17 protein-coding genes are annotated in these 19,344 nt (G+C 63.3%); 9 read left to right on the top strand and 8 right to left on the bottom strand.

Annotated features, from left to right (window positions below):
* Nucleotides 1-131: 131 nt before the first annotated feature.
* The 4 genes from rpsD to lipB all read right to left on the bottom strand — a co-directional run bounded on the left by rpsD (nt 132) and on the right by lipB (nt 3,577).
* Nucleotides 132-764: a 30S ribosomal protein S4 gene (rpsD, locus tag HGQ17_RS01645; RefSeq protein ID WP_168886216.1), complete on the bottom strand. Its 633-nt coding sequence runs from the start codon at nt 762-764 to the stop codon at nt 132-134.
* A 282-nt stretch (nt 765-1,046) separates the two neighbouring features.
* Nucleotides 1,047-1,838 (bottom strand): DUF4191 domain-containing protein, encoded by a 792-nt coding sequence (locus HGQ17_RS01640; RefSeq protein ID WP_168886215.1) that lies wholly within the window; start codon nt 1,836-1,838, stop codon nt 1,047-1,049.
* 18 nt (nt 1,839-1,856) lie between these two features.
* Nucleotides 1,857-2,897: a lipoyl synthase gene (gene lipA, locus HGQ17_RS01635; RefSeq protein ID WP_168886214.1), complete on the bottom strand. Its 1,041-nt coding sequence runs from the start codon at nt 2,895-2,897 to the stop codon at nt 1,857-1,859.
* Nucleotides 2,897-3,577, bottom strand: coding sequence for a lipoyl(octanoyl) transferase LipB (gene lipB / locus HGQ17_RS01630; RefSeq protein WP_168886213.1), 681 nt, complete (start codon nt 3,575-3,577; stop codon nt 2,897-2,899). Before lipB ends, lipA begins: the two co-directional genes overlap by 1 nt.
* 95 nt (nt 3,578-3,672) lie before the next feature.
* Here lipB and HGQ17_RS01625 point away from each other — a divergent pair, with 95 nt between their 5' ends.
* Nucleotides 3,673-4,635: a protein kinase domain-containing protein gene (locus HGQ17_RS01625; protein ID WP_168886212.1), complete on the top strand. Its 963-nt coding sequence runs from the start codon at nt 3,673-3,675 to the stop codon at nt 4,633-4,635.
* Here HGQ17_RS01625 and sucB read toward each other — a convergent pair.
* The 3 genes from sucB to HGQ17_RS01610 are packed head-to-tail and all read right to left on the bottom strand — an operon-like array spanning nt 4,598 to nt 9,370.
* Nucleotides 4,598-6,355, bottom strand: coding sequence for a 2-oxoglutarate dehydrogenase, E2 component, dihydrolipoamide succinyltransferase (sucB, locus tag HGQ17_RS01620; protein WP_168886211.1), 1,758 nt, complete (start codon nt 6,353-6,355; stop codon nt 4,598-4,600). The genes HGQ17_RS01625 and sucB overlap by 38 nt on opposite strands.
* Nucleotides 6,356-6,394: 39 nt before the next feature.
* Nucleotides 6,395-7,759, bottom strand: coding sequence for a dihydrolipoyl dehydrogenase (gene lpdA, locus HGQ17_RS01615; protein ID WP_168886210.1), 1,365 nt, complete (start codon nt 7,757-7,759; stop codon nt 6,395-6,397).
* Between the two features lie 60 nt (nt 7,760-7,819).
* Complete coding sequence (locus tag HGQ17_RS01610; RefSeq protein WP_168886209.1) at nt 7,820-9,370, bottom strand: leucyl aminopeptidase; 1,551 nt, start codon at nt 9,368-9,370, stop codon at nt 7,820-7,822.
* A gap of 113 nt (nt 9,371-9,483) precedes the next feature.
* Between HGQ17_RS01610 and HGQ17_RS01605 the strand changes: the two genes are divergently transcribed.
* The 3 genes from HGQ17_RS01605 to HGQ17_RS01595 all read left to right on the top strand — a co-directional run bounded on the left by HGQ17_RS01605 (nt 9,484) and on the right by HGQ17_RS01595 (nt 13,248).
* Nucleotides 9,484-10,530, top strand: coding sequence for a PAC2 family protein (locus HGQ17_RS01605; RefSeq protein WP_168886208.1), 1,047 nt, complete (start codon nt 9,484-9,486; stop codon nt 10,528-10,530).
* 102 nt (nt 10,531-10,632) lie between these two features.
* A complete protein-coding gene (locus HGQ17_RS01600) occupies nt 10,633-11,763 on the top strand; it encodes a DUF4192 family protein (RefSeq protein ID WP_168886207.1) in 1,131 nt (376 codons plus the stop codon).
* 156 nt (nt 11,764-11,919) lie between these two features.
* Nucleotides 11,920-13,248, top strand: coding sequence for an RNA polymerase sigma factor (locus tag HGQ17_RS01595; RefSeq protein WP_407670734.1), 1,329 nt, complete (start codon nt 11,920-11,922; stop codon nt 13,246-13,248).
* A 141-nt stretch (nt 13,249-13,389) separates the two neighbouring features.
* Here the strand turns inward: HGQ17_RS01595 and HGQ17_RS01590 are convergent, their stop codons facing one another.
* Nucleotides 13,390-13,596 (bottom strand): DUF7455 domain-containing protein, encoded by a 207-nt coding sequence (locus HGQ17_RS01590; RefSeq protein ID WP_168886205.1) that lies wholly within the window; start codon nt 13,594-13,596, stop codon nt 13,390-13,392.
* A gap of 128 nt (nt 13,597-13,724) precedes the next feature.
* On the opposite strand from HGQ17_RS01590, the gene HGQ17_RS01585 reads away from it, so the two are divergent.
* From HGQ17_RS01585 to tatA, 5 genes are all read left to right on the top strand, one after another.
* A complete protein-coding gene (locus HGQ17_RS01585; protein WP_168886204.1) occupies nt 13,725-15,785 on the top strand; it encodes a DNA gyrase/topoisomerase IV subunit B in 2,061 nt (686 codons plus the stop codon).
* 73 nt (nt 15,786-15,858) lie between these two features.
* Complete coding sequence (locus tag HGQ17_RS01580; protein ID WP_267873125.1) at nt 15,859-16,806, top strand: heme o synthase; 948 nt, start codon at nt 15,859-15,861, stop codon at nt 16,804-16,806.
* Between the two features lie 16 nt (nt 16,807-16,822).
* Entirely contained in the window at nt 16,823-17,449 is a 627-nt protein-coding gene (locus HGQ17_RS01575) for an ABC transporter ATP-binding protein (protein WP_168886203.1), read from the top strand.
* A gap of 5 nt (nt 17,450-17,454) precedes the next feature.
* Nucleotides 17,455-19,050: a hypothetical protein gene (locus HGQ17_RS01570; protein WP_168886202.1), complete on the top strand. Its 1,596-nt coding sequence runs from the start codon at nt 17,455-17,457 to the stop codon at nt 19,048-19,050.
* Nucleotides 19,051-19,080: 30 nt separating this feature from the next.
* Entirely contained in the window at nt 19,081-19,338 is a 258-nt protein-coding gene (gene tatA, locus HGQ17_RS01565) for a Sec-independent protein translocase subunit TatA (protein ID WP_168886201.1), read from the top strand.
* Nucleotides 19,339-19,344: the final 6 nt, after the last annotated feature.

The following is a 19,344-nucleotide window of genomic DNA, read 5'->3' as shown; positions in this document are numbered from 1 at the left end:
CCTGCGGTTCAGTTCAGCCGGTAGATGGTGTTCCCCACTGCGGGGAGCACCCGGTCAAGTCTATGCGAAAGCACAGTGCCCGCCGGACCCCAGATGGGATTCGGCGGGCACTGTGAAGGATCTGCTGTGGATCAGCGAGCGTAGTACTCAACCACGAGCTGCTCTTCGCAGGTCACGGGGACCTCGGAGCGCTCGGGGCGACGGGTCAGAGTAGCCTGCAGCTTGTCCAGCTCCACGTTGAGGTAACCGGGAACATCCGGCAGGACCTCCTGGTGGGCGCCGGCTGCGGCGATCTGGAAGGGCTCGAACTTCTCGCTGCGCTCGTGCACGTGGATCATCTGGCCCGGCTTCACGCGGAAGGAGGGACGGTCCACTCGCTTGCCGTTGACCAGGATGTGGCGGTGCACCACGAACTGGCGGGCCTGGGCGATGGTGCGGGCGAAGCCAGCACGCAGGACCAGGGCGTCCAGACGGGATTCCAGCAGCTCGATGAGGTTCTCACCGGTCAGACCGGTGCTCATCCGCTTGGCTTCCTCGTAGTAGCGCAGCATCTGGGACTCGCGGATGCCGTACTGTGCGCGCAGCTTCTGCTTCTCGCGCAGCCGGACGGCGTAGTCGGAGTCGGTGCGGCGCCGGGTGCGGCCGTGCTGGCCGGGGCCGTAGGGGCGGCGGTCCAGGTACTTCTGGGCCTTGGGAGTCAGCGCGACGCCGAGGGCACGTGAGGCCTTCACGGTGCGGCGTGCACGCAATGGAGTCTTAGGCATTCTCTTCTCTTTCTGCTTGCGGCATGATGTTTATCCGCTGCCCATGGCAGTGACATGGGCAGCACCTGGCCTCCGTGTGTTTCTCAATAGGGAGAGCTCGAGCTGCCGTTTGCTCGGTGACTACGGCAGAAGGCGCACTTCTGCCTGCCAGACAGCTATCCAGTCTATCAGAACCAAGGGAGTTCTGTGCGTGATGAGCTGCAAGGGACGGGAGGGAAGCGGTACGAACCGCTAGGTACCGCGACCGAGCGGAGCGAAGCGGATCGCTCGCAGAGGGCTCCCTTAGCCGCGCAGAGCCTTGCGGTCGGGCCTAGCCCGCCAGGGGTCAACACCCTTGGGGATCGGCGGCTTGCCGATGGGCAGGGTGGAGAGTCGGCGTTCGACTTCCTGGATTTCGTGCTTATTGAGCGACTTATCCAGCTTCTTGATGTGCTTGGTCAGCTTGGGCAGGGGCACCTGGCCCTCACCGCGTCCGGACTGGACGATGTGGATGGGAACCTCATTGCGCAGCACAGGGCGCAGCTGCTTCTGTGTTTTGCCGACCAGCTTCTTGACTCGGCCCTTGGGGCCCTCAGTGACGAGGACGACACCGGGTTTGCCGGTGACGCGGAAGACTGCGTCCTGGGTCTTGGGGTCCATGGCCACCGGTTCCTCAGTGACGGCCCAACCACGGCGAAGGGTGCCCAGGGCCGCGGCAGCTGCACCGGGTCGGCCTTCGATGCGTGCGAAGGCCGCTTTTTCGGCGCGCCGGTTCATAGTGATCATCGCACCCAGCAGCGCGAAGGGCAGGGCGAGGATCAGTGCGACGATCCAGTGGATGATGAAGTTGAGCAGGACGAAGATAACCGTGAAGACGAGGACCGCGACCAGAAGCATCCACCAGAGGATCTTGGGGTCATATGAGCGGGTCATATTGAAGACCTGCTTGATCCGGGAGAAGACGCCTTCGCCTGAGGCCTTCTTGGCCTTGCGGGCGGCCTTGGCCTGCTGTTTCTGGGCCTTCTGCTGTTCGCGGAGCTTCTTCAGCTCAGCTTTGGCCTGTGCTTTGCTGCGAGTGGAGGACTGTGATGCCATGATGAGGCTCAGTCTAGCTCAGAACCCTGCAGCTACGAGAGTGGCGGCTTCCTGCTTGGTCTGTCCGCTGGGCTCGATATGTGCCAGTTCTGCCGGGATCTCCCGGCCCTTCTGCTGCATGGCTTTGGCCCAGAGGGATCCAGCTCGGTAGCTGGAGCGCACCAGGGGTCCAGACATCACGCCCAGGAAGCCGATCTCCTCGGCCTCCTGCTGGATCTCGAGGAACTCCTGGGGTTTGACCCAACGGTCCACCGGCAGATGCCGGGGAGTCGGGCGCAGGTACTGGGTGATGGTCAGCAGATCGCAGCCGGCGTCGTGAAGGTCGTGAAGAGCCTCGGAGATCTCCTCGCGGGTCTCACCCATACCCAGGATGAGGTTCGATTTGGTGATCATTCCGTGGTCGCGACCCTGGGTGAGCACATCCAGGGAACGCTCATAGCGGAAGGCGGGCCGAATGCGGCGGAAGATGCGGGGAACAGTTTCGACGTTATGGGCGAAGACCTCTGGTTTGGCCTCGCAGATGCCGGCGATGTTCTCCGGCTTGCCGGAGAAGTCAGGGATCAGGATCTCGACCCCGGTTCCGGGGTTGAGCTCGTGGATCTTGCGGATGGTCTCGGCGTAGAGCCAGACACCTTCATCGGGGAGATCGTCACGGGCCACACCGGTGACGGTGGCGTAGCGCAGCTGCATCTCGGCCACCGACTGGGCGACCTGCAGGGGCTCGGCCTCATCCAGAGCGGCGGGCCGGCCGGTGTCGATCTCGCAGAAGTCACAGCGCCGAGTGCAGGCTGAACCGCCGATCAGGAAGGTGGCCTCGCGGTCCTCCCAGCATTCGAAGATATTAGGGCAGCCAGCCTCCTCGCAGACAGTGTGGAGGCCCTTGGAACCCACTCGCTTCTTCATCTCGGCGAATTCGGAGCCCATTTTGACCTTGGTGCGCATCCACTCGGGTTTACGCTCCACGGGCACCGCCGCGTTCTTGGCCTCGACCCGGAGCATCCGGCGTCCCTCTGGCGCGATCGTTCCGGTTCCTGCAGCCGCGGGGGCGCATCCACTCATCAAACAGCCTCTTTCATCTGCGGTGACACTGTGCTCTGGATGTAACGTGGCAGTACAGCCTGCAATTCCTCATCCAGACGGGGGGCAAGTTCTTCGGGGGTGACAGTTCTGCCGAGCTCGGCAGAGATGCTGGTGGTATCGGCATCGGAGATCCCACAGGGGATGATGCTGCCGAAGGGGGAGAGATCATTGGAGCAGTTCAGGGCGAAACCGTGCATGGTCACCGAGTGGTGGACACGGATGCCGATGGCTGCGATTTTGCGGTCTGCCCGACCGGCCTCGAGCAGCCAGACTCCGGAGCGTCCATCGACGCGCTGACCGTGGATACCGAAGTCCTCAGCCAGCACTTTGATGATCGCTGACTCCAGGGCGCAGACGTAGTCCTTGACCAGAGATCGGTCACGCAGGTGCAGCAGGGGATAGCCCACCAGCTGACCCCTGCCGTGCCAGGTGATCTTCCCACCGCGGTCCACATTGACCACAGGGGTGCCGTCCTGGGGAAGGTCCTGCTCCTCAGTGCGTTTCCCAGCGGTATAGACATCCGTATGCTCCAGCAGCAGCAGGGTGGATTCAGCGGTGCCCTCAACGATCTGCTGATGCAGATGGCGCTGGAGATCCCAGGCTTCGGTGTAGTCGACCAGATCGGGGTCGAAGCCGAGGTAGCGAGTGTGCAAAACCATGGGGACCAGCCTACTCCTGATCGGCACCCGATGAGTGAATTCTGCCTGTGGATAACCTCAGCGGGTTTTCGGAATCGACGGCATCCTTGGGAGGTATGGACCTTCGAAGCCTCTCACTGCCGAGCTCACCGGTGAAGATCCCCGGGCTGACGCCCCTGCGACCGCTGGGGGTAGGCGGCCGCTGTGCGGTGTGGCTGGCCCGTCGCACCTGCGGGGCAGACTCCGCTGTCGACTGGATATTACCGAGTAAGAAGCTGCCGGAGACGGTGGCACTGAAGATTCCTCTGCAGTCCGCCCGCGGGAGTGTCCCCACCCGGACACTTCGGGCCGAACTGGAGGCCATGGTGCCGCTGCTGCATGAGCATCTGGTCAAACCCCTGGGCATCGCCTCCACTGCTGGGGCTCCGGTATTGATCCTCCAGGCCTATACCGGCGGTTCTCTGGCCCGATTCCTGCGGACCAGCCGGATGCTGACCCCTGGTCAGGCGGTGACCGTCTTCTCCCCGGTGGCCCAGGCCCTGGCGCATCTACATGACTGCGGGGCCGCCCATGGTGATGTCTCGGCTGCCAATATTCTGCTGACCCCTGAAGGTAGGCCCGGGCTGGCTGATCTCGGGGACTCCACGCTGCTGGGCATGGAGCACACAGCGGGAACGGCTGCTGGGGATATCCGGCAGCTGGCGATTGCCACCTGGTATGCCTTGACCGGTCAGCTGCCTGATGGGGATCAGCGCAGGGCGCCCTTGGCAGCATTGCTGCCGCGGGCCCGCCGCGAGCTGGGGGTACTGCTGGAGGATGCTCTGGAGGCAGATCCCGGAAGTCGTCCCAGTGCCTGGGAGTTCGCCTCGGAGATCTACCGCTGTGCCGAGCCTGAGGCCCTGGATATGACCGCCCATGCCGATGACGCCACCCTGCAGGAGCTGCCCACAGTCCTTCCGGCAACGCAGAAACCCGGCCCCCACCGAAGGGGAACCGGGTTTCTGCGATTCTGGGGTCTTGTGCCCCGAATGAGGCGGTGGATCAGACCTGGAAGTTCCCGTCCTCAAGACGCTGCTTGAGGGTCTGGAGGAAACGACCGGCGTCTGCGCCGTCGACGATGCGGTGATCGTAGGTCAGCGAGAGGTACATCATATGGCGGATGCCGATGCTCTCATTGCCGTCCTCATCGGTGACGACCATAGGCCGCTTGACGATGGCACCCGGACCGAGGATGGCCACCTGGGGCTGGTTGATGATCGGAGTGTCGAACAGAGCCCCGAAGGAACCGAGGTTGGTGATGGTGAAGGTTCCACCGGAGAGCTCCTCGGGACTGATCTTATTGGAGCGGGTCCGTTCGGCGACATCGGCGATCTTCTTGGCCATACCGGCCAGGGAGAGGTCCCCGGCATCCGAGATCACCGGGACCATGAGGCCCTTCTCGGTGTCCACAGCGAAGCTGAGGTGCTCGGCATCGTGGTAGGTGATCTGCTGGGAGTCCTGATCGTACTGGGCGTTGAGCACCGGGTGCTGCTTCAGCGCCTCAGTGGTGGCCACTGCGATGAAGGCGAGGTAGGTGAGGTTGGCGCCATTCTGCTCCTTGAACGCGTTCTTCGCCTTGGCCCGCAGGTTCACGATCCGGGTCATATCGATCTCGTGGACCTGGGTCAGCTGGGCGGAGATGTCCAGGGACTCGTTCATCCGCTGGGCGATGACCTGGCGGATCCGCGGAGCCTTCTCCGTGGTGCCGCGCTTGGTGGTGTCCACCTCAACCTTGGGGGCAGCCTTGGTCTCGCCACCGGAGGCGGGAGCGGAGTCAGCTGCAGGCTTCTTGGACTCTGCGGCCTCAAGAACATCCTGCTTGCGGATCCGACCGCCAACTCCGGTGCCCTTGATGCTGGAGAGATCCACGCCCTCCTGCTTGGCCAGTTTCCGGACCAGAGGAGTGACATAGCCCTCGGCAGAGGTGTCGGAGGACTCGGAGCCGCTGGACTTGGGCTCAGCCTCCTTCTCCTGCTTCAGCTCAGGCTTTGGCTCATCCTTCGCCGGTTCCGGCTGGGGCTCCTCAGCCTTGGGCTCCTCTGCAGGTGCCGACTCAGCAGCCTCATCGGTGGGCTCCTGGGACTTCGCAGCCGGTGCGCCGGAACCGATCAGGGCCAGCACAGCGCCGACCTCGACCGTCTCATCCTCACCGACCTTGAGCTCCTGGACCTTACCGGCCACAGGGGAGGGCACCTCAGTGTCGACCTTATCGGTGGAGACCTCGAGGATCGGCTGGTCGACCTCGACATCATCGCCGACCTCTACCAGCCAGCGGGTGACAGTGCCTTCGGTGACCGACTCACCGAGAGCGGGGAGGGTGACCTCCTGGACATCGCCGCCGGTGTCCTCGGCGGGGCTGTCCTCCTCGGGGGTGGCCTCACCGCCGCCGGACTCACCGGCAGCCGGGGTGGGGGCCTCCTCTTCAGCGGCCTCCTGGGTCTCTTCGGGGGACTCAGCTTCGGCGGCGGCCTCCTCCTGCTCCTGGGCGGAGCCGGCGTCGTCGCCGCTGTCAGATCCACCGGAGCCCTCGCCGATCTTCACCAGCGGGGCACCGACCTCAACAGTTTCGTCCTCACCGGCCAGCAGCTCCTGGACGGTACCGGCAACAGGGGAGGGCACCTCAGTGTCGACCTTATCCGTGGAGACCTCCACGATGGGCTGGTCGACCTCGACCTCCTCTCCGACCTCAACGAGCCAGCGGGTGACAGTGCCTTCGGTGACAGATTCACCGAGTGCGGGAAGGGTGACAGTCTCAGACATTTGGTCCGGCTCCTACTCGTGAATTCTCTTGGGTGCTTCTCAGCCGTGGAGGGGGTGGCCGAAGAGAGCCATGGCGGCTTCTCCAAGCGCTTCGTTCTGGGTGGGGTGGGCGTGGACGAGGGTGGCGACATCCTCCGGGTACGCCTCCCAGTTGACGATCAGCTGGGCCTCACCGATCTGCTCACCGATGCGGGAGCCGATGCCGTGGACGCCGACAATGGGACCGCCCTTGACGCCGACCATCTTGATGATGCCGCCGGTGCCGAGGATCGAGGACTTGCCGTTGCCGGCGAGGTTGTACTCGGTGACCTCGATCTGATCCTTGCCGAACTGCTCCTCAGCCTTGGGCTGGGTGTAGCCCACGGACATAATCTCGGGCTCGGTGAAGGTCACCTTGGGGATGTTGATGTCCTCGACGATGACCGGGTTGTTGCCGGCGATCTCCTCAGCGACGAAGATTCCCTGCTGGTAACCGCGGTGGGCCAGCTGCAGGCCGGGAACAATATCCCCGACGGCGTAGATATTGCCCACGCCAGTGTGCAGGCGCTCATCGGTGATCACGAAGCCGCGGTCCAGGGTGACGCCCTGGTCCTCGAAGCCCAGACCCTCGGTGACCGGGCCGCGTCCGACGGCGACCAGGCAGATCTCGGCCTCAAAGGACTTGCCGTCCTCCAGGGTGACCTTCACGCCATCGGAGGTCTCCTCGACCTCCTTGAAGAAGGTGCCGGTGTTGAACTTGATGCCACGCTTCTTGAAGGAGCGCTCCAGCTGCTTGATGATCGCGGGATCCTCATTGGGCACCAGGTTGGGCAGGCCCTCGATGATAGTGACGTCGACACCGTAGGAGTTCCAGGCGGAGGCGAACTCGGAGCCGATCACACCGCCGCCGAGCACAATGGCGGACTTCGGGGTGTAGTCCAGTTCCAGTGCCTCGGTGGAGGTGATGATCTTATTGCTCAGCGGCAAGCCGAAGGTCTTGGAGGTGGAACCGGTTGCCAGAACTATGTTCTTAGCCTTGTAAGTGGTTCCAGCGACCTCGACCTCGTTTTGCGAGACCAGCTTGCCCTCGCCCTCGATGACCTGGACCTTGCGCATCTTCAGCAGGCCGGAAAGACCCTTGTGCTTTCCGGCGACGATGCCGTCCTTGTACTCCTTGACCTTGGCCATATCGATGCCCTTGAAGTCGACGTTGACGCCGTACTTCTCGGACTCCCTGGCCTCATCAGCCAGTTCTGCAGCGTGCAGATATGCCTTAGTGGGGATGCATCCGGTGTGCAGGCAGGTGCCGCCGAGTTTGGACTTCTCCACCAGAGCGACGGAAAAGCCGTGCTGGACACTGCGCAGTGCCGCAGCATAACCGGCGGATCCGCCACCAAGGACCAGTACGTCGAATTCTTCGGCCACGAGTCAGGCTCCTTCGAGGGGGTGAGACGTTTTCACTTATTATTCTTGCCGGTCAGACTATCAGCGGGTCAGGCCCTCGAGATAGGTGATCAGCGTGCGGACGGTGACCCCTGTTCCGCCCTTGGGGACATAGCCGTAGGCACCCTTGTCGTTGAAGGAGGGACCGGCAATGTCCAGGTGGGCCCAGGGGATGCGTGTGCTCTCCGGGTCCAGGGCCTTGGTATCGCTGCCGGGCTTCTGGGGGACGAACTCCCGCAGGAACGCCGCGGCGTTGAGCATACCGCCTTCGCGGGCTCCGAGGTTGGAGAGATCGGCGACGGCGGATTCGAATCCGGCCAGGGCCTCCTCCGGGATGGGCATGCCCCAGTGGGATTCCCCGGCGTCGTCGGAGGCTTCGACCAGATCCTCCCGCAGATCCGGGTTGCCCATGACACCGACAGTGCGGGTGCCCAGGGCGATCATCTGAGCACCGGTGAGGGTGGCGACGTCGATGATGGCATCGGGGTTCTCCTCACCGGCGGCGACGATGCCGTCGGCCAGGACCAGCCGGCCCTCGGCGTCGGTGTTGAGCACCTCAACGGTCTTACCGCCGTAGATGGTGATGACATCCTCGGGCCGCTGAGCAGTTGCCGAGGGCATGTTCTCAGCCAGGCACAGCCAGCCGGTGACCTTCACGGGCAGGTCCAGATCGGCAGCGGCCTTGACCACTGCTGCCACCGTGGCGGCACCGGCCATATCCAGCTTCATGGTGGTCATCGCATTGGCTGGCTTCAGCGACAGTCCGCCGGAGTCGAAGGTGATGCCCTTACCGACCAGTGCGACATGTCCGGCTGCCCGCGAGGGGGAGTGCTCCAGGCGAACCAGGCGCGGTCCGCGGGAGGAGCCGCCGCCGACACCCAGAAGACCACCGAAGCCTTCCTTCTCGAGGTCCTTCTCATCCCAGACCTTGACCTTGAGCTTGGAGCCCTTGGTCTGGTCCTTGACCACCTCGGCGAAGCTCTCGGGGTAGAGGTGGCTGGGGGGAGTGTTGACCAGATCGCGGACTGCGCGCACGGCAGCGCCCACGGCCTCGGCCCGGGCAACAGCCGGCTTAGTGTGCTTATCCTTCAGCTCGGTCAGCACGGCGATCTCTGCCACCGGGGTCTTGGACTTAGCCTCCTCAGACCCCTTGAAATGCGGGAAGTTATACGCACCCAGGGCAGCACCCTCAGCGACAGCGGAGACCTGCTCCACAGTGGCTGCCGGCAGCGCCAGGGCCACCGACTTCGCCGAGGGCAGCTGGCGGATGGCCGAACCGGCGGCACGGCGCAGGGCCTCGGTGGAGACGCCGCCGTCGGGCTCGCCGGTGAGCTTGCCGACACCGATCAGCACCAGGGTCTCGGATTTGAATCCGTCCACCCCGGGCAGACGCAGCAGCTGATCAGCTGCCCCGGAGGCGCCCAGGGCGCTCAGCGAATCGGCCACCCCCTTGGCGGCCTTCTCGGCCAGCGGATTGGGCAGCAGCACCGGGCCGTCAGGGCCCTTGGCCACACCGAGAACCAGGGCGTCGGCGTCGACCTTGTGCACAGCAGAGGAAACAGCGGTCACTTTGGGCGAAAATTCATTGATCACGGTTCTGATCCTATCCACATTCGGGCTTCGAAGGGTGTCATGGGTCTCGGGAATGTGAAGCTGGGGCAAACTGTTGTTGATACGACAGTCTTTCCACGAGAGGAGCGTGCCCGGTGTCAGACCGCCAACCGTTCGACCTGCTCCATATCCACGCTGATGACTCGCAGTCCTCCGACTGGAGCGTGCAGTCACCGAATGCCGAGCTGGTCCTACACGGTGAACCTCTGACCGGTCCGCCGATGCCTATGGTCATCTCCGTTGCCGGGCATACCGATGCCGGAACTCTCAGCGAGCAGCTGAGCACTGCCCTGCTGGGCGCGCTGCCGCATAAGACGGTGGCTAGCTTCGATGTTGATGCCCTCTTCGACTACCGGTCCCGGCGCCCGCATGTGACCTTCACCGAGAACCGGTTCTCCAACTATGACGGTCCCCGCCTGGAGCTCTTCGAAGTCCGCGACGCCGCCGACCGCCCCTTCCTGCTGCTGACCGGGGATGAGCCCGACTTCCGTTGGGAGCGGGTGGCCGATACGGTGCTGGATCTCATCGAACGTCTCGATGTCAGCCTCGTGGTCACAGTCGACTCCCTGGGGCTGCCGACCCCGCATACCCGCCCGATCGGGGTCACCGCCCATGGCAACCGGCAGGACCTCATCGAGGGGATCTCCACCTGGTCGCCCAACGCCCAGATTGAGGCGGGACTGAGCCAGATGCTGGAACTGCGTATCGATGCCGCAGGCCGGGATGTGGTCGGCTACACCCTGCATGTGCCGCATTATCTGGCCGGCGGCCGTTACCCCCAGGTGGCTGTCGCCGCCCTGGAGTACACCGGTGCCGCCTGTGAACTGATGCTGCCCACTGATGAGCTGCGCGAGGCCGCAAGAATGGTGGATGCCGATATCTCCCGGCAGGTCAGCCAGGCCCCGGAGGTTGCCCAGCTGGTTCAGCAGCTGGAGTCGAACTTCGACCAGTACGCCACCACCAATCAGCGCTCTCTGCTGGTCAAACAGGACGACGTCGTCCCCGACGCCGAGGAATTGGGTGCCGCAGTGGAAGAGTTCCTGCGTTCCCAGCCCGGTGATGTCATCTTCGGCAGCACTGAGGATGAGGACTCCACCGATGAGGAGGACACCGGTACCGCAGAGGACGAGGACCGGGACTAGAGGTTTCCCCAGCGGGAGAAGTCCCGGGCGAGCCACGCCGCAGCCTCCACAGAATGTGGGGTGACCCCTTCGGTCTGGTCGGGGTGAACCGATGCTGGGGATATGACGACATCCCCAGAAACCACTCCCGATACTGCCCGAACTCTCAACAGTGATGCCCCACTGAATCTGGACAACCCCGGTGACGTGCTGGCTGTGGTCCAACATGTCTTTGGCAGACTGCCCGATAACTCCCTGGTGATCATCGGGCTGCGCGATGGCAGCACTGGCGGTCACCTCCGCGTGGACCTGGACCCCGCCTACTCTCAGCCGGTTGAGATGGCCCGGAAATGCACTGAGTGGATCGCCGGTTATCAGGCCGAACCGAGCCCGGAGGCCGCCATCGCGCTGATTTTCGCCGACCAGAACACAGAGGAGCACCTTCCGGCCATCGGAAGCCTGGTCGAGGAGTTGGCCGAGGGAATCAATGTGGCCACCGATCTGGGTCTGCTGGGCATGTGGTGGGTCCAAGCCGGTGGGATCCGAGTCTTCGGAGAATCCGAGGCAGCAGCCCAGGGGACCGAAGAGCTGATCGAGGAAACCCTGAGACGGGTCCCGCAGCTGCGACCGGTGCGGGCGATGAGCCCCCAGGAGCTCACGGCAGCATTCTGCGCACCCAGCCCCCTGATTGACGAGCAGCTGGTCAGCCAGATGCGCAGTTACCGGCCTTGGCAGGCGCCATCGCCGCAGGAGGCCATGGAATATTGGCTGAATCTCTGGATGGAGGTCATCGAACACTGTCAGGAATCGGCCAGCGCAGAGTTCCTGCACCAGCACCGAGAGGCAACTGCCGGTCTGCTGGCCTCCCTGGAGGACCTCAATACGCTCTCGGCCCTGCTGGTCGCAGCAGCCCAGGATCCCGTGACCGGTGATCTTCCCCACTGGGCGGGTATCGAAGCCCTGGATGCGGTCATCTACGAGCTTTACCCCTATACCCAGGCAGTGGCCAGAGAAAACCTCCTGGGGCTCAAAGCCTGGGTGGAATGGACCAAGGGCAATGGCTCGGCATCCGGGGCCTTCTGCGAGGCCGCAGCGGCCATCTGTACTGACATCTGTGCGGAGGAGGAGGAAGACGAAGAGCCCCAGAGCATCGCAGCGATTGTCGAACATCTGCAGTCAGCCCTCGGGGTCTGCCCATGGGCCAAGGTCAAGCGGTTGAGCTACGGGTGGTGGAAGAGTCAGAAAATTCACTGAAAAAATCTCCGCGGTTCGGGAATGGACCGAGAAGCAGTGGTGTTAGCATCCCGTAAGACCCTGCGCAGCCCGGGAAGAATTCTGTTCAGAACCGGGACTTGACAGGGTCATAGGCGTGTTGAGCGCCTGCACCTCAAGTAAACGAGACGGAAGGTCATCGTGCCCACTACTGCGTCGAAGTCCGCTGAAGAGACTGCCGCCGCTGAGGAGGCCGAGAAACCCGCAGCGAAGGCCAAGCGCGGGAGCTCGAAATCCTCAACAGCCAAGAAGAGCAGCTCGACGGCGGCTAAGAAGTCCGCCCCTGCCAAAAAGAGCACCGCCAAGAAGACCGGAGGCCGCAAGAAGGCCGCCGATCCGGTTGACGAAATCCTGGCAGAGGAAGAGGAGACCTCGCCCACCGAGGCCCTGGAGTCCGCCGTGGCTAAGGCCGAGGACGAAGGAGAAGATGCCGAGGAGCTCATGGGCGGGGCGAAGTCCGGCGATAACGAAGAGGACGAGTCCGGCACCGGCCGCGGCTTCGTCATCTCCAACGCCGATGACGATGACGCCCCTGCCGTTCAGGTCGTCTCCGCCGGTGCCACAGCCGACCCCGTCAAGGACTACCTCAAACAGATCGGTAAGGTCGCGCTGCTCAACGCCGAGCAGGAGGTGGACCTCGCACTGCGTATCGAGGCCGGTCTCTACGCCGAGCACAAGCTGAAGAACGAGGAGATCAAGGACAAGCGTCAAAGGCGCGACCTTGAACTCGTCATCGCCGACGGCAAGAAGGCCAAGAACCACCTCCTGGAGGCCAACCTCCGCCTGGTGGTCTCCCTGGCCAAGCGCTACACCGGCCGCGGAATGCTGTTCCTAGACCTCATCCAGGAGGGCAACCTCGGTCTGATCCGCGCGGTGGAGAAGTTCGACTACACCAAGGGCTTCAAGTTCTCCACCTACGCCACTTGGTGGATCCGTCAGGCCATCACCCGTGCGATGGCTGATCAAGCCCGCACCATTCGTATCCCGGTGCATATGGTCGAGGTCATCAATAAGCTGGCTCGCGTCCAGCGCCAGATGCTGCAGGACCTCGGCCGTGAACCGGCACCGGAGGAACTGGCAGCAGAGCTGGATATGACCCCCGAGAAGGTCGTCGAGGTCCAGAAATACGGCCGCGAGCCCATCTCCCTGCACACCCCCCTGGGTGAGGACGGTGACTCCGAATTCGGTGACCTCATCGAGGACTCCGAAGCAGTTGTGCCCTCCGATGCAGTCAGCTTCACCCTGCTGCAGGAACAGCTGCACTCAGTCCTGGACACCCTCGCAGAGCGCGAGGCAGGGGTTGTGGCCATGCGCTTCGGCCTCACCGACGGCCAGCCGAAGACTTTAGACGAAATCGGCAAAGTCTATGGGGTGACTCGTGAGCGGATAAGGCAGATCGAGTCTAAGACCATGTCCAAGCTGCGGCACCCGTCCCGCAGCCAGGTCCTGCGCGACTACCTGGACTGAGGCACGCCCCATGGTCGTGGTGAGCATGTCGGCTGGCAACTGACAACTCTCACCGGCTTAGTAGGCCCGTATAACTGAATAGACATAAGAAATGCCCCGGAGAACCTCCGGGGCATTTCTTATGTGGTCTTTTAGGTGGACCTAGCTAATCCGGTCCGACTCATCCACCCACTCGGCGGTCTTCGGACGCAGGGTCGGCTCAACTTCCCGGCCGTGGTGGTTGCAGAACAACAGTGCACCACCTGAGGCGAGTACGGCCCGAATGTAGGCCTGAGCCCCACAGCGGTCGCAGCGGTCCAGGGCAGTCAGCGTGGCAGTGGCTTCAATGGTCCCGGTCGTAGCTGTCATGCTCTCGCCTCCTAGCGTTGCGTTTGATGTCCCCCATACAACCACGGACTGGCCGCTTTCATTCGCGAATTCGGCCCCACAGGCGCGCCTTTCGCCACCGGCGAAGCGCTGGCGATAGTCTCTTCAGCATGGCAAAGCGTGACGAGTACAGCGCCCGACACCTCTCCGTCCTCGAAGGACTCGAGGCGGTCCGGAAACGACCGGGTATGTACATCGGCTCCACAGACTCCCGGGGGCTGATGCACTGCCTCTGGGAAATCATCGACAACTCCGTTGACGAGGCCCTGGCCGGCTACGCCTCCCGGATCGACATCACCCTGCATCCCGATGACTCCGTGGAGGTCTCCGACGACGGGCGAGGCATCCCCGTGGACGTAGAGCCCCGCACCGGGCTCTCCGGCCTCGAGGTGGTCTTCACCAAACTGCATGCCGGCGGCAAATTCGGCGGCGGCTCCTATAACGCAGTCGGTGGTCTGCACGGTGTGGGCGCCTCCGTGGTCAACGCGCTCTCCTCCCGCCTGGACGCCAAAGTGACCCGCGGCGGCAAAGTCCACCAGCTCTCCTTCCGCCGAGGCGAGCCCGGAACCTTCTCCGGAACCAAACCCGATGCCAGCTTCACCCCCGCCGAGGCAGGATCCCCCCTGCAGGTGGCTGGAAAAGCCAAACGCGGGGTCACCGGAACCACCATCCGGTACTGGGCAGACCGAGAGATCTTCACCCCCGATGCCACCTTCCTCGAGGAGGAGCTGGTCAACCGGGCCCGGCAGACCGCCTTCCTGGTGCCCGGACTGCGGATCACCATCCGGGATGAGCGCGGCGCCGACCCGGCAGAAGAGGTCTTCCAATACGATGGCGGCATCTCAGAATTCGTCGAACACCTCTCACCCGATAACTCGGTGACCGATATCTGGCGGATTCAGGGCCACGGAAACTTCACCGAGCGTATCCCCGTCGACGGGAAGATGACCGATGTCGAACGCGACTGCGAGGTCGATATCGCCATGCGCTGGGGGACCGGTTATGACACCACAGTGAAGTCCTTCGTCAACATCATCGCCACCCCCAAGGGCGGCAGCCACCTCACCGGTTTCGAACAGGCGCTGACCAAGATCTTCCGCAAGGTCGTCGAGGCCAATGCCCGCCGGCTCAAAGCCGGCAACGACAAGCTCGAGAAGGACGATATCCTCGCCGGACTCACCGCCGTGGTCACCGTCCGTATCGCCGAACCCCAGTTCGAAGGCCAGACCAAAGAGGTGCTGGGCACACCGGCGGCCAAACAGATCGTCAACCGAGTGGTCAGCAAACAGCTGGAGGACCGGCTGACCTCCACCAAACGTGCTGAGAAACAGGAAGCGACCTCCGTGATGGAGAAGGTCGTCTCCGAGATGAAGGCCCGTATCGCGGCCCGCCAGCAGAAGGAGACCCAGCGGCGTAAGAACGCCCTGGAGAACTCCACAATGCCGGCCAAACTGGTCGAATGTCGCAATAAGGATGTCGAATCCAGTGAGCTGTTCATCGTCGAGGGTGACTCCGCACTGGGTACCGCCAAACTGGCCCGCTCCTCGGATTTCCAGGCCCTGCTGCCCATCCGCGGCAAGATCCTCAACGTCCAGAAGGCCTCAGTGGCCGATATGCTCTCCAATGCCGAATGCGCCGCCCTGCTTCAGGTCATCGGTGCAGGTTCTGGGCGCAGCTTCGATCTGGAAGCCGCCCGCTACGGCAAGGTCGTGCTGATGACCGACGCCGACGTCGACGGCGCCCATATCCGAACCCTGCTGCTGACCCTCTTCTTCCGGTATATGCGCCCGATGATCGAGGCCGGACGGGTCTTCGCGGCGGTGCCCCCGCTGCACCGGGTGGAGATCATCCATTCCGGGAAGAAGGCCAATGAGGTCCGCTATACATACTCCGAGGCTGAGCTGGTGACCCTGCTGGCCGAACTGGAGAAACAGGGCCTGCGCTATAAAGAGCCCATCCAGCGATATAAGGGCCTGGGCGAAATGGACGCCGATCAGCTCTCCGAGACCACTATGGACCCCGAGCACCGCTCGCTGCGCCGAATCCGCGTCGAAGATGCCGAGGCGGCAGAGCGGGTCTTCGACCTCCTAATGGGCTCCGTGGTGGCTCCGCGTAAAGAGTTCATCATCGAAGGTGCTGCCGCACTGGATAAGGACAAGATCGATGCCTGACACGGTCACGTCACAGAACTTCTACCGGCTGTAGAAGTTAGCCGTGGGCAGGTACACTGATCTGGTGACCGATCTGAGCACTCGCACCTCCCCGGACTCCGCCGCAACGGAGGCTCGTCGGATCAGCTTTAAGCGGAAAATGGCCGCCTATGTCTCGCTGACCAAGCCGCGGGTCATGGAGCTGCTGATCGTCACCGCATTCCCCACGATGTTCTTCGCGCAGGGTGGCCTGCCCAATGTCTGGGTCGCCCTGGCCACTGTCATCGGCGGTGCCGCCGCTGCAGGCTCGGCCAGCGCCTTCAACTGCTATATCGACCGCGATATGGACAAGTTGATGAACCGGACCAAGAAGCGGCCCCTGGTCACCGGTGAGCTCAGCCCCCGCGAAGCACTGATCTTCGCCTGGGCATTGGGTGTGGTTTCGATGTTGGTGCTCTGGTTCGGTACCAACCCCTTGGCTACAGCCTTGGGCGCGGCGGCCATCTTCTTCTATGTGGTGGTCTACACCCTCATCCTGAAGCGGCGTACTGAGCAGAACATCATCTGGGGCGGCATTGCCGGATGTTTCCCCGTGCTTATCGCCTGGGCTGCAGTCCGCGAGGCAGTGGAATGGCCAGCCCTTGTGCTGTTCTTCATCATATTCCTCTGGACACCGCCGCACTACTGGCCGCTGTCGATGAAATACCGTACCGACTACCAGGCCGCTGATGTGCCCATGCTCGGTGCGGTGGCAACTGCCAAGACCGTCTCCGTGCAGGTGGTCCTTTACGCATGGGCCACTGTGGTCTGCTCCCTGCTGCTGATCCCGCTGGGCTGGGCTGGTATCACCTACACCGCCTTCGCCGTGGTGGCCGGTGCCTGGTTCGTCTACGAATCCCATGTGCTCTACCGCCGGGCCCAGAATGAGACCCTGACGGATAAGCGGGCGATGAAGGTCTTCCACCTCTCGATCCTCTACCTCACACTGCTGTTCATCGGGCTCTGGATTGACCCGTTCATCGGCAGCCCCCTGATGAGCTGATCCGACAGCCGTGCCCTTGAGTCTGCACTGCCAGGACCTCACGGTCACCATCGGTGAGACGACCCTTCTGACAGAGACCAGTTTCGAGGTCACCGACCCAGGGATCATCGCCCTGACCGGAGCCAATGGTGCGGGCAAGACAACCCTTCTGAAGACCCTCGCCGGTCGGCAGCTGCCCAGCGGGGGAGAGGTGCTGATCAATGATCGGACACCCTATGAGTTCGATCCCACCTTCCGCGCCGAGGTGGCCTCGCTTATCGACACCCCGCCGATGGCCCGGGATATGACCCTGCTCGAACAGCTTGCCCTGGTGCGGGCCTCCTGGGGACAGTCCCCGCAGGCAAGCTTCCAGTCCGCGGAGCAGACCCTTCAACGTCTGACCATCCGCGGACTCGCAGAACGGTTCCCCTATGAGCTCTCGGCAGGTCAGCTGCAGCTCTTCGCCATCGGCCTGACCATCTCACGGCCCTATCGGATCCTCCTGCTGGATGAACCCGAGCGGCACCTGGACACCGAGCGGGTCCAGACCCTGCTGCAGATCCTTCGGGCAGAGGCCCAGGCAGGATCGATTATTCTCACCGCCACCCACCGGCAGGAGATCGTCGAAGGGGCCGGAGACCAGATCCATCTCAGTGCAGCCTGATGGATATGACCGAAGTCAGCCGACTCCACGCCGCAAGGGCCATCTACCTCAATCGTGAGGGGGCTCCGACCGCCGGCGATCGCTGGTTCTCGCTCTATCTGATTGCCTTCGTCACCGCCTTCTACATCACCCCGGTGGCCTATCTCATCGGCGACTTCCTGGACCCCACACTCGCCGAAGGGATCACCAGCAGTGAGGCTGTGGGCGCCACCAGCAGCACCCTCACCACGCTGGGCCTGGCAGCACTGCTGAGCGGTAGGTGGGTTCAGGGCCCGGCATTCCTTACGCCCTTCCTGGCTCACACCCTCTTAGGATCTGATCTCAGCCGGCACCAGGTCCTCCGCCGGCCCACTCTGAGCAGCCTGCTGGCAATCGCGACAGCAGTAACCGCAGTGGCTGCCATCGGTGTCTTCGCCCTGACCCATGCCGGAGCCTGGCCCTGGCAGCATTACGGCTGGCTGCTGGCAGCAGCATTTCTGCTTGGCATCCTTTGGGGGCTGCTGAGCTTCCTGGGGCAGCGGCTGAGCGATCGCGGTCTCCTATTCACCGCGGGCATACTCCTGCTCCTGGCAGTTCTCGGCGTGCTGCTACCGGGAACTGTGAAGGCCAGTCCCTTCGGCTGGGCCGCAATGATCTGGGCCGGTGAGGCCTCCTGGGGGCCCGTGTCTGGACTTGCGGCAGTTGCGATGGCGGGAGCGGTCCTGGTCTTCGCCAACCCCTCAGCCCTGGAAAAGCTGCCGGCCGCACGGATTCTGGCCCAGAGCCGGCGTCTCAGTGACGCCAGACTCTTCACCTCCACCGGAAATATCAACGACGCCGTAGAACTTTTCCGGGCCAAGCCCCGGCGCCGGCTCTCCCGGATGACACTGGGCTCTGGGCTGCGCCAGGATGCTGTCACCGCGCTGCGGGCGCCCCTGTCACTGCTCACCGCAGCCTTGTTCATCCCCACAGGAGCAGCACTTCTGGGTCTTACCGTCTCGTCAGTCGGCGTGCATTTCGAGGAGTCCCGGCTAGTAGTCACAGTGCCCCTGGGAGTGCTCGGTGCTCTCTTGATCTTCTTCGGCACCGGAAGCCTCACCGAAGGCTGGCGTCAGGTGAAGAACGAATTCGATGCCGCAGCCCTATTCGGCTGGTCAGCGCGGCGGGCCATCGGACGCCGCATGCTCTGGCCGCTGATGACCACCACGGCGCTGACAGGTATCGGGGTGGGTCTGATCCTTGCCCTGGACCTGCAGGGTCCACATATGCCAGCGGTCCAGGTAGTCGCCTGGACCCTAGGCATGACGGCGCTAGCCCTGGCCGCCCGCTTCTTCCAGTCCATGCGTGACCGGGATATCCCGGTGGAGTTCCTTGCCCCGACGGTGATCCCCGGCGGCATCGACCTCTCAGCGGTCAAGATTCTGGTCTGGCTCGGCGATGGCATCATCCTCACCGTGACCGGGGTATTGGCGATGATCATACTGCCCTGGGAAACTCCGACACTGGCTGTGACCCTCGGGGTTCTGGTGCTGATTGGATTCGCCTGGGGATGGGCCCGAACCGGTGGGAATCTCTTGACCCGGGCACCGAAGAAGTCAACAGTCGGCAGCCTGGGGGCGTAAACTGGACCGGAACAGGAAAGGAATCACCTTATGAACATCTCCGGCTGGCAGTGGCTTATTCTGCTGCTGATCATTCTGCTGCTCTTTGGTGCCACCAAACTGCCGCGGCTTGCCCGCTCCCTGGGGGAGTCTGCCCGTATCTTCAAATCCGAAGTCAAGACCATGCGGGATGAGGACTCCGAGAAGCCCGAGGAGGAAGAGGGCGAGGATACCCGTGCCGTAGAGGGTAAGGTAATCGACCCCACTGCGGATGTGCACCGGGGTAAAAACCGCAAGGACCAGCCCTGATTCAGC

The sequence above is a fragment of the Nesterenkonia sedimenti genome (assembly GCF_012641515.1).
Taxonomy (GTDB): domain Bacteria; phylum Actinomycetota; class Actinomycetes; order Actinomycetales; family Micrococcaceae; genus Nesterenkonia; species Nesterenkonia sedimenti.
This window is presented reverse-complemented; position numbering and strand designations above follow the sequence as displayed.

Coding starts and splice junctions, on each gene's coding strand:
- HGQ17_RS01640 (WP_168886215.1), bottom strand. CDS start 1,838: ATGGCATCACAGTCCTCCACTCGCAGCAAAGCACAGGCCAAAGCTGAG.
- rpsD (WP_168886216.1), bottom strand. CDS start 764: ATGCCTAAGACTCCATTGCGTGCACGCCGCACCGTGAAGGCCTCACGT.
- lipA (WP_168886214.1), bottom strand. CDS start 2,897: ATGAGTGGATGCGCCCCCGCGGCTGCAGGAACCGGAACGATCGCGCCA.
- HGQ17_RS01600 (WP_168886207.1), top strand. CDS start 10,633: ATGACGACATCCCCAGAAACCACTCCCGATACTGCCCGAACTCTCAAC.
- HGQ17_RS01570 (WP_168886202.1), top strand. CDS start 17,455: ATGACCGAAGTCAGCCGACTCCACGCCGCAAGGGCCATCTACCTCAAT.
- tatA (WP_168886201.1), top strand. CDS start 19,081: ATGAACATCTCCGGCTGGCAGTGGCTTATTCTGCTGCTGATCATTCTG.
- HGQ17_RS01625 (WP_168886212.1), top strand. CDS start 3,673: ATGGACCTTCGAAGCCTCTCACTGCCGAGCTCACCGGTGAAGATCCCC.
- lipB (WP_168886213.1), bottom strand. CDS start 3,577: ATGGTTTTGCACACTCGCTACCTCGGCTTCGACCCCGATCTGGTCGAC.
- HGQ17_RS01585 (WP_168886204.1), top strand. CDS start 13,725: ATGGCAAAGCGTGACGAGTACAGCGCCCGACACCTCTCCGTCCTCGAA.
- sucB (WP_168886211.1), bottom strand. CDS start 6,355: ATGTCTGAGACTGTCACCCTTCCCGCACTCGGTGAATCTGTCACCGAA.
- HGQ17_RS01590 (WP_168886205.1), bottom strand. CDS start 13,596: ATGACAGCTACGACCGGGACCATTGAAGCCACTGCCACGCTGACTGCC.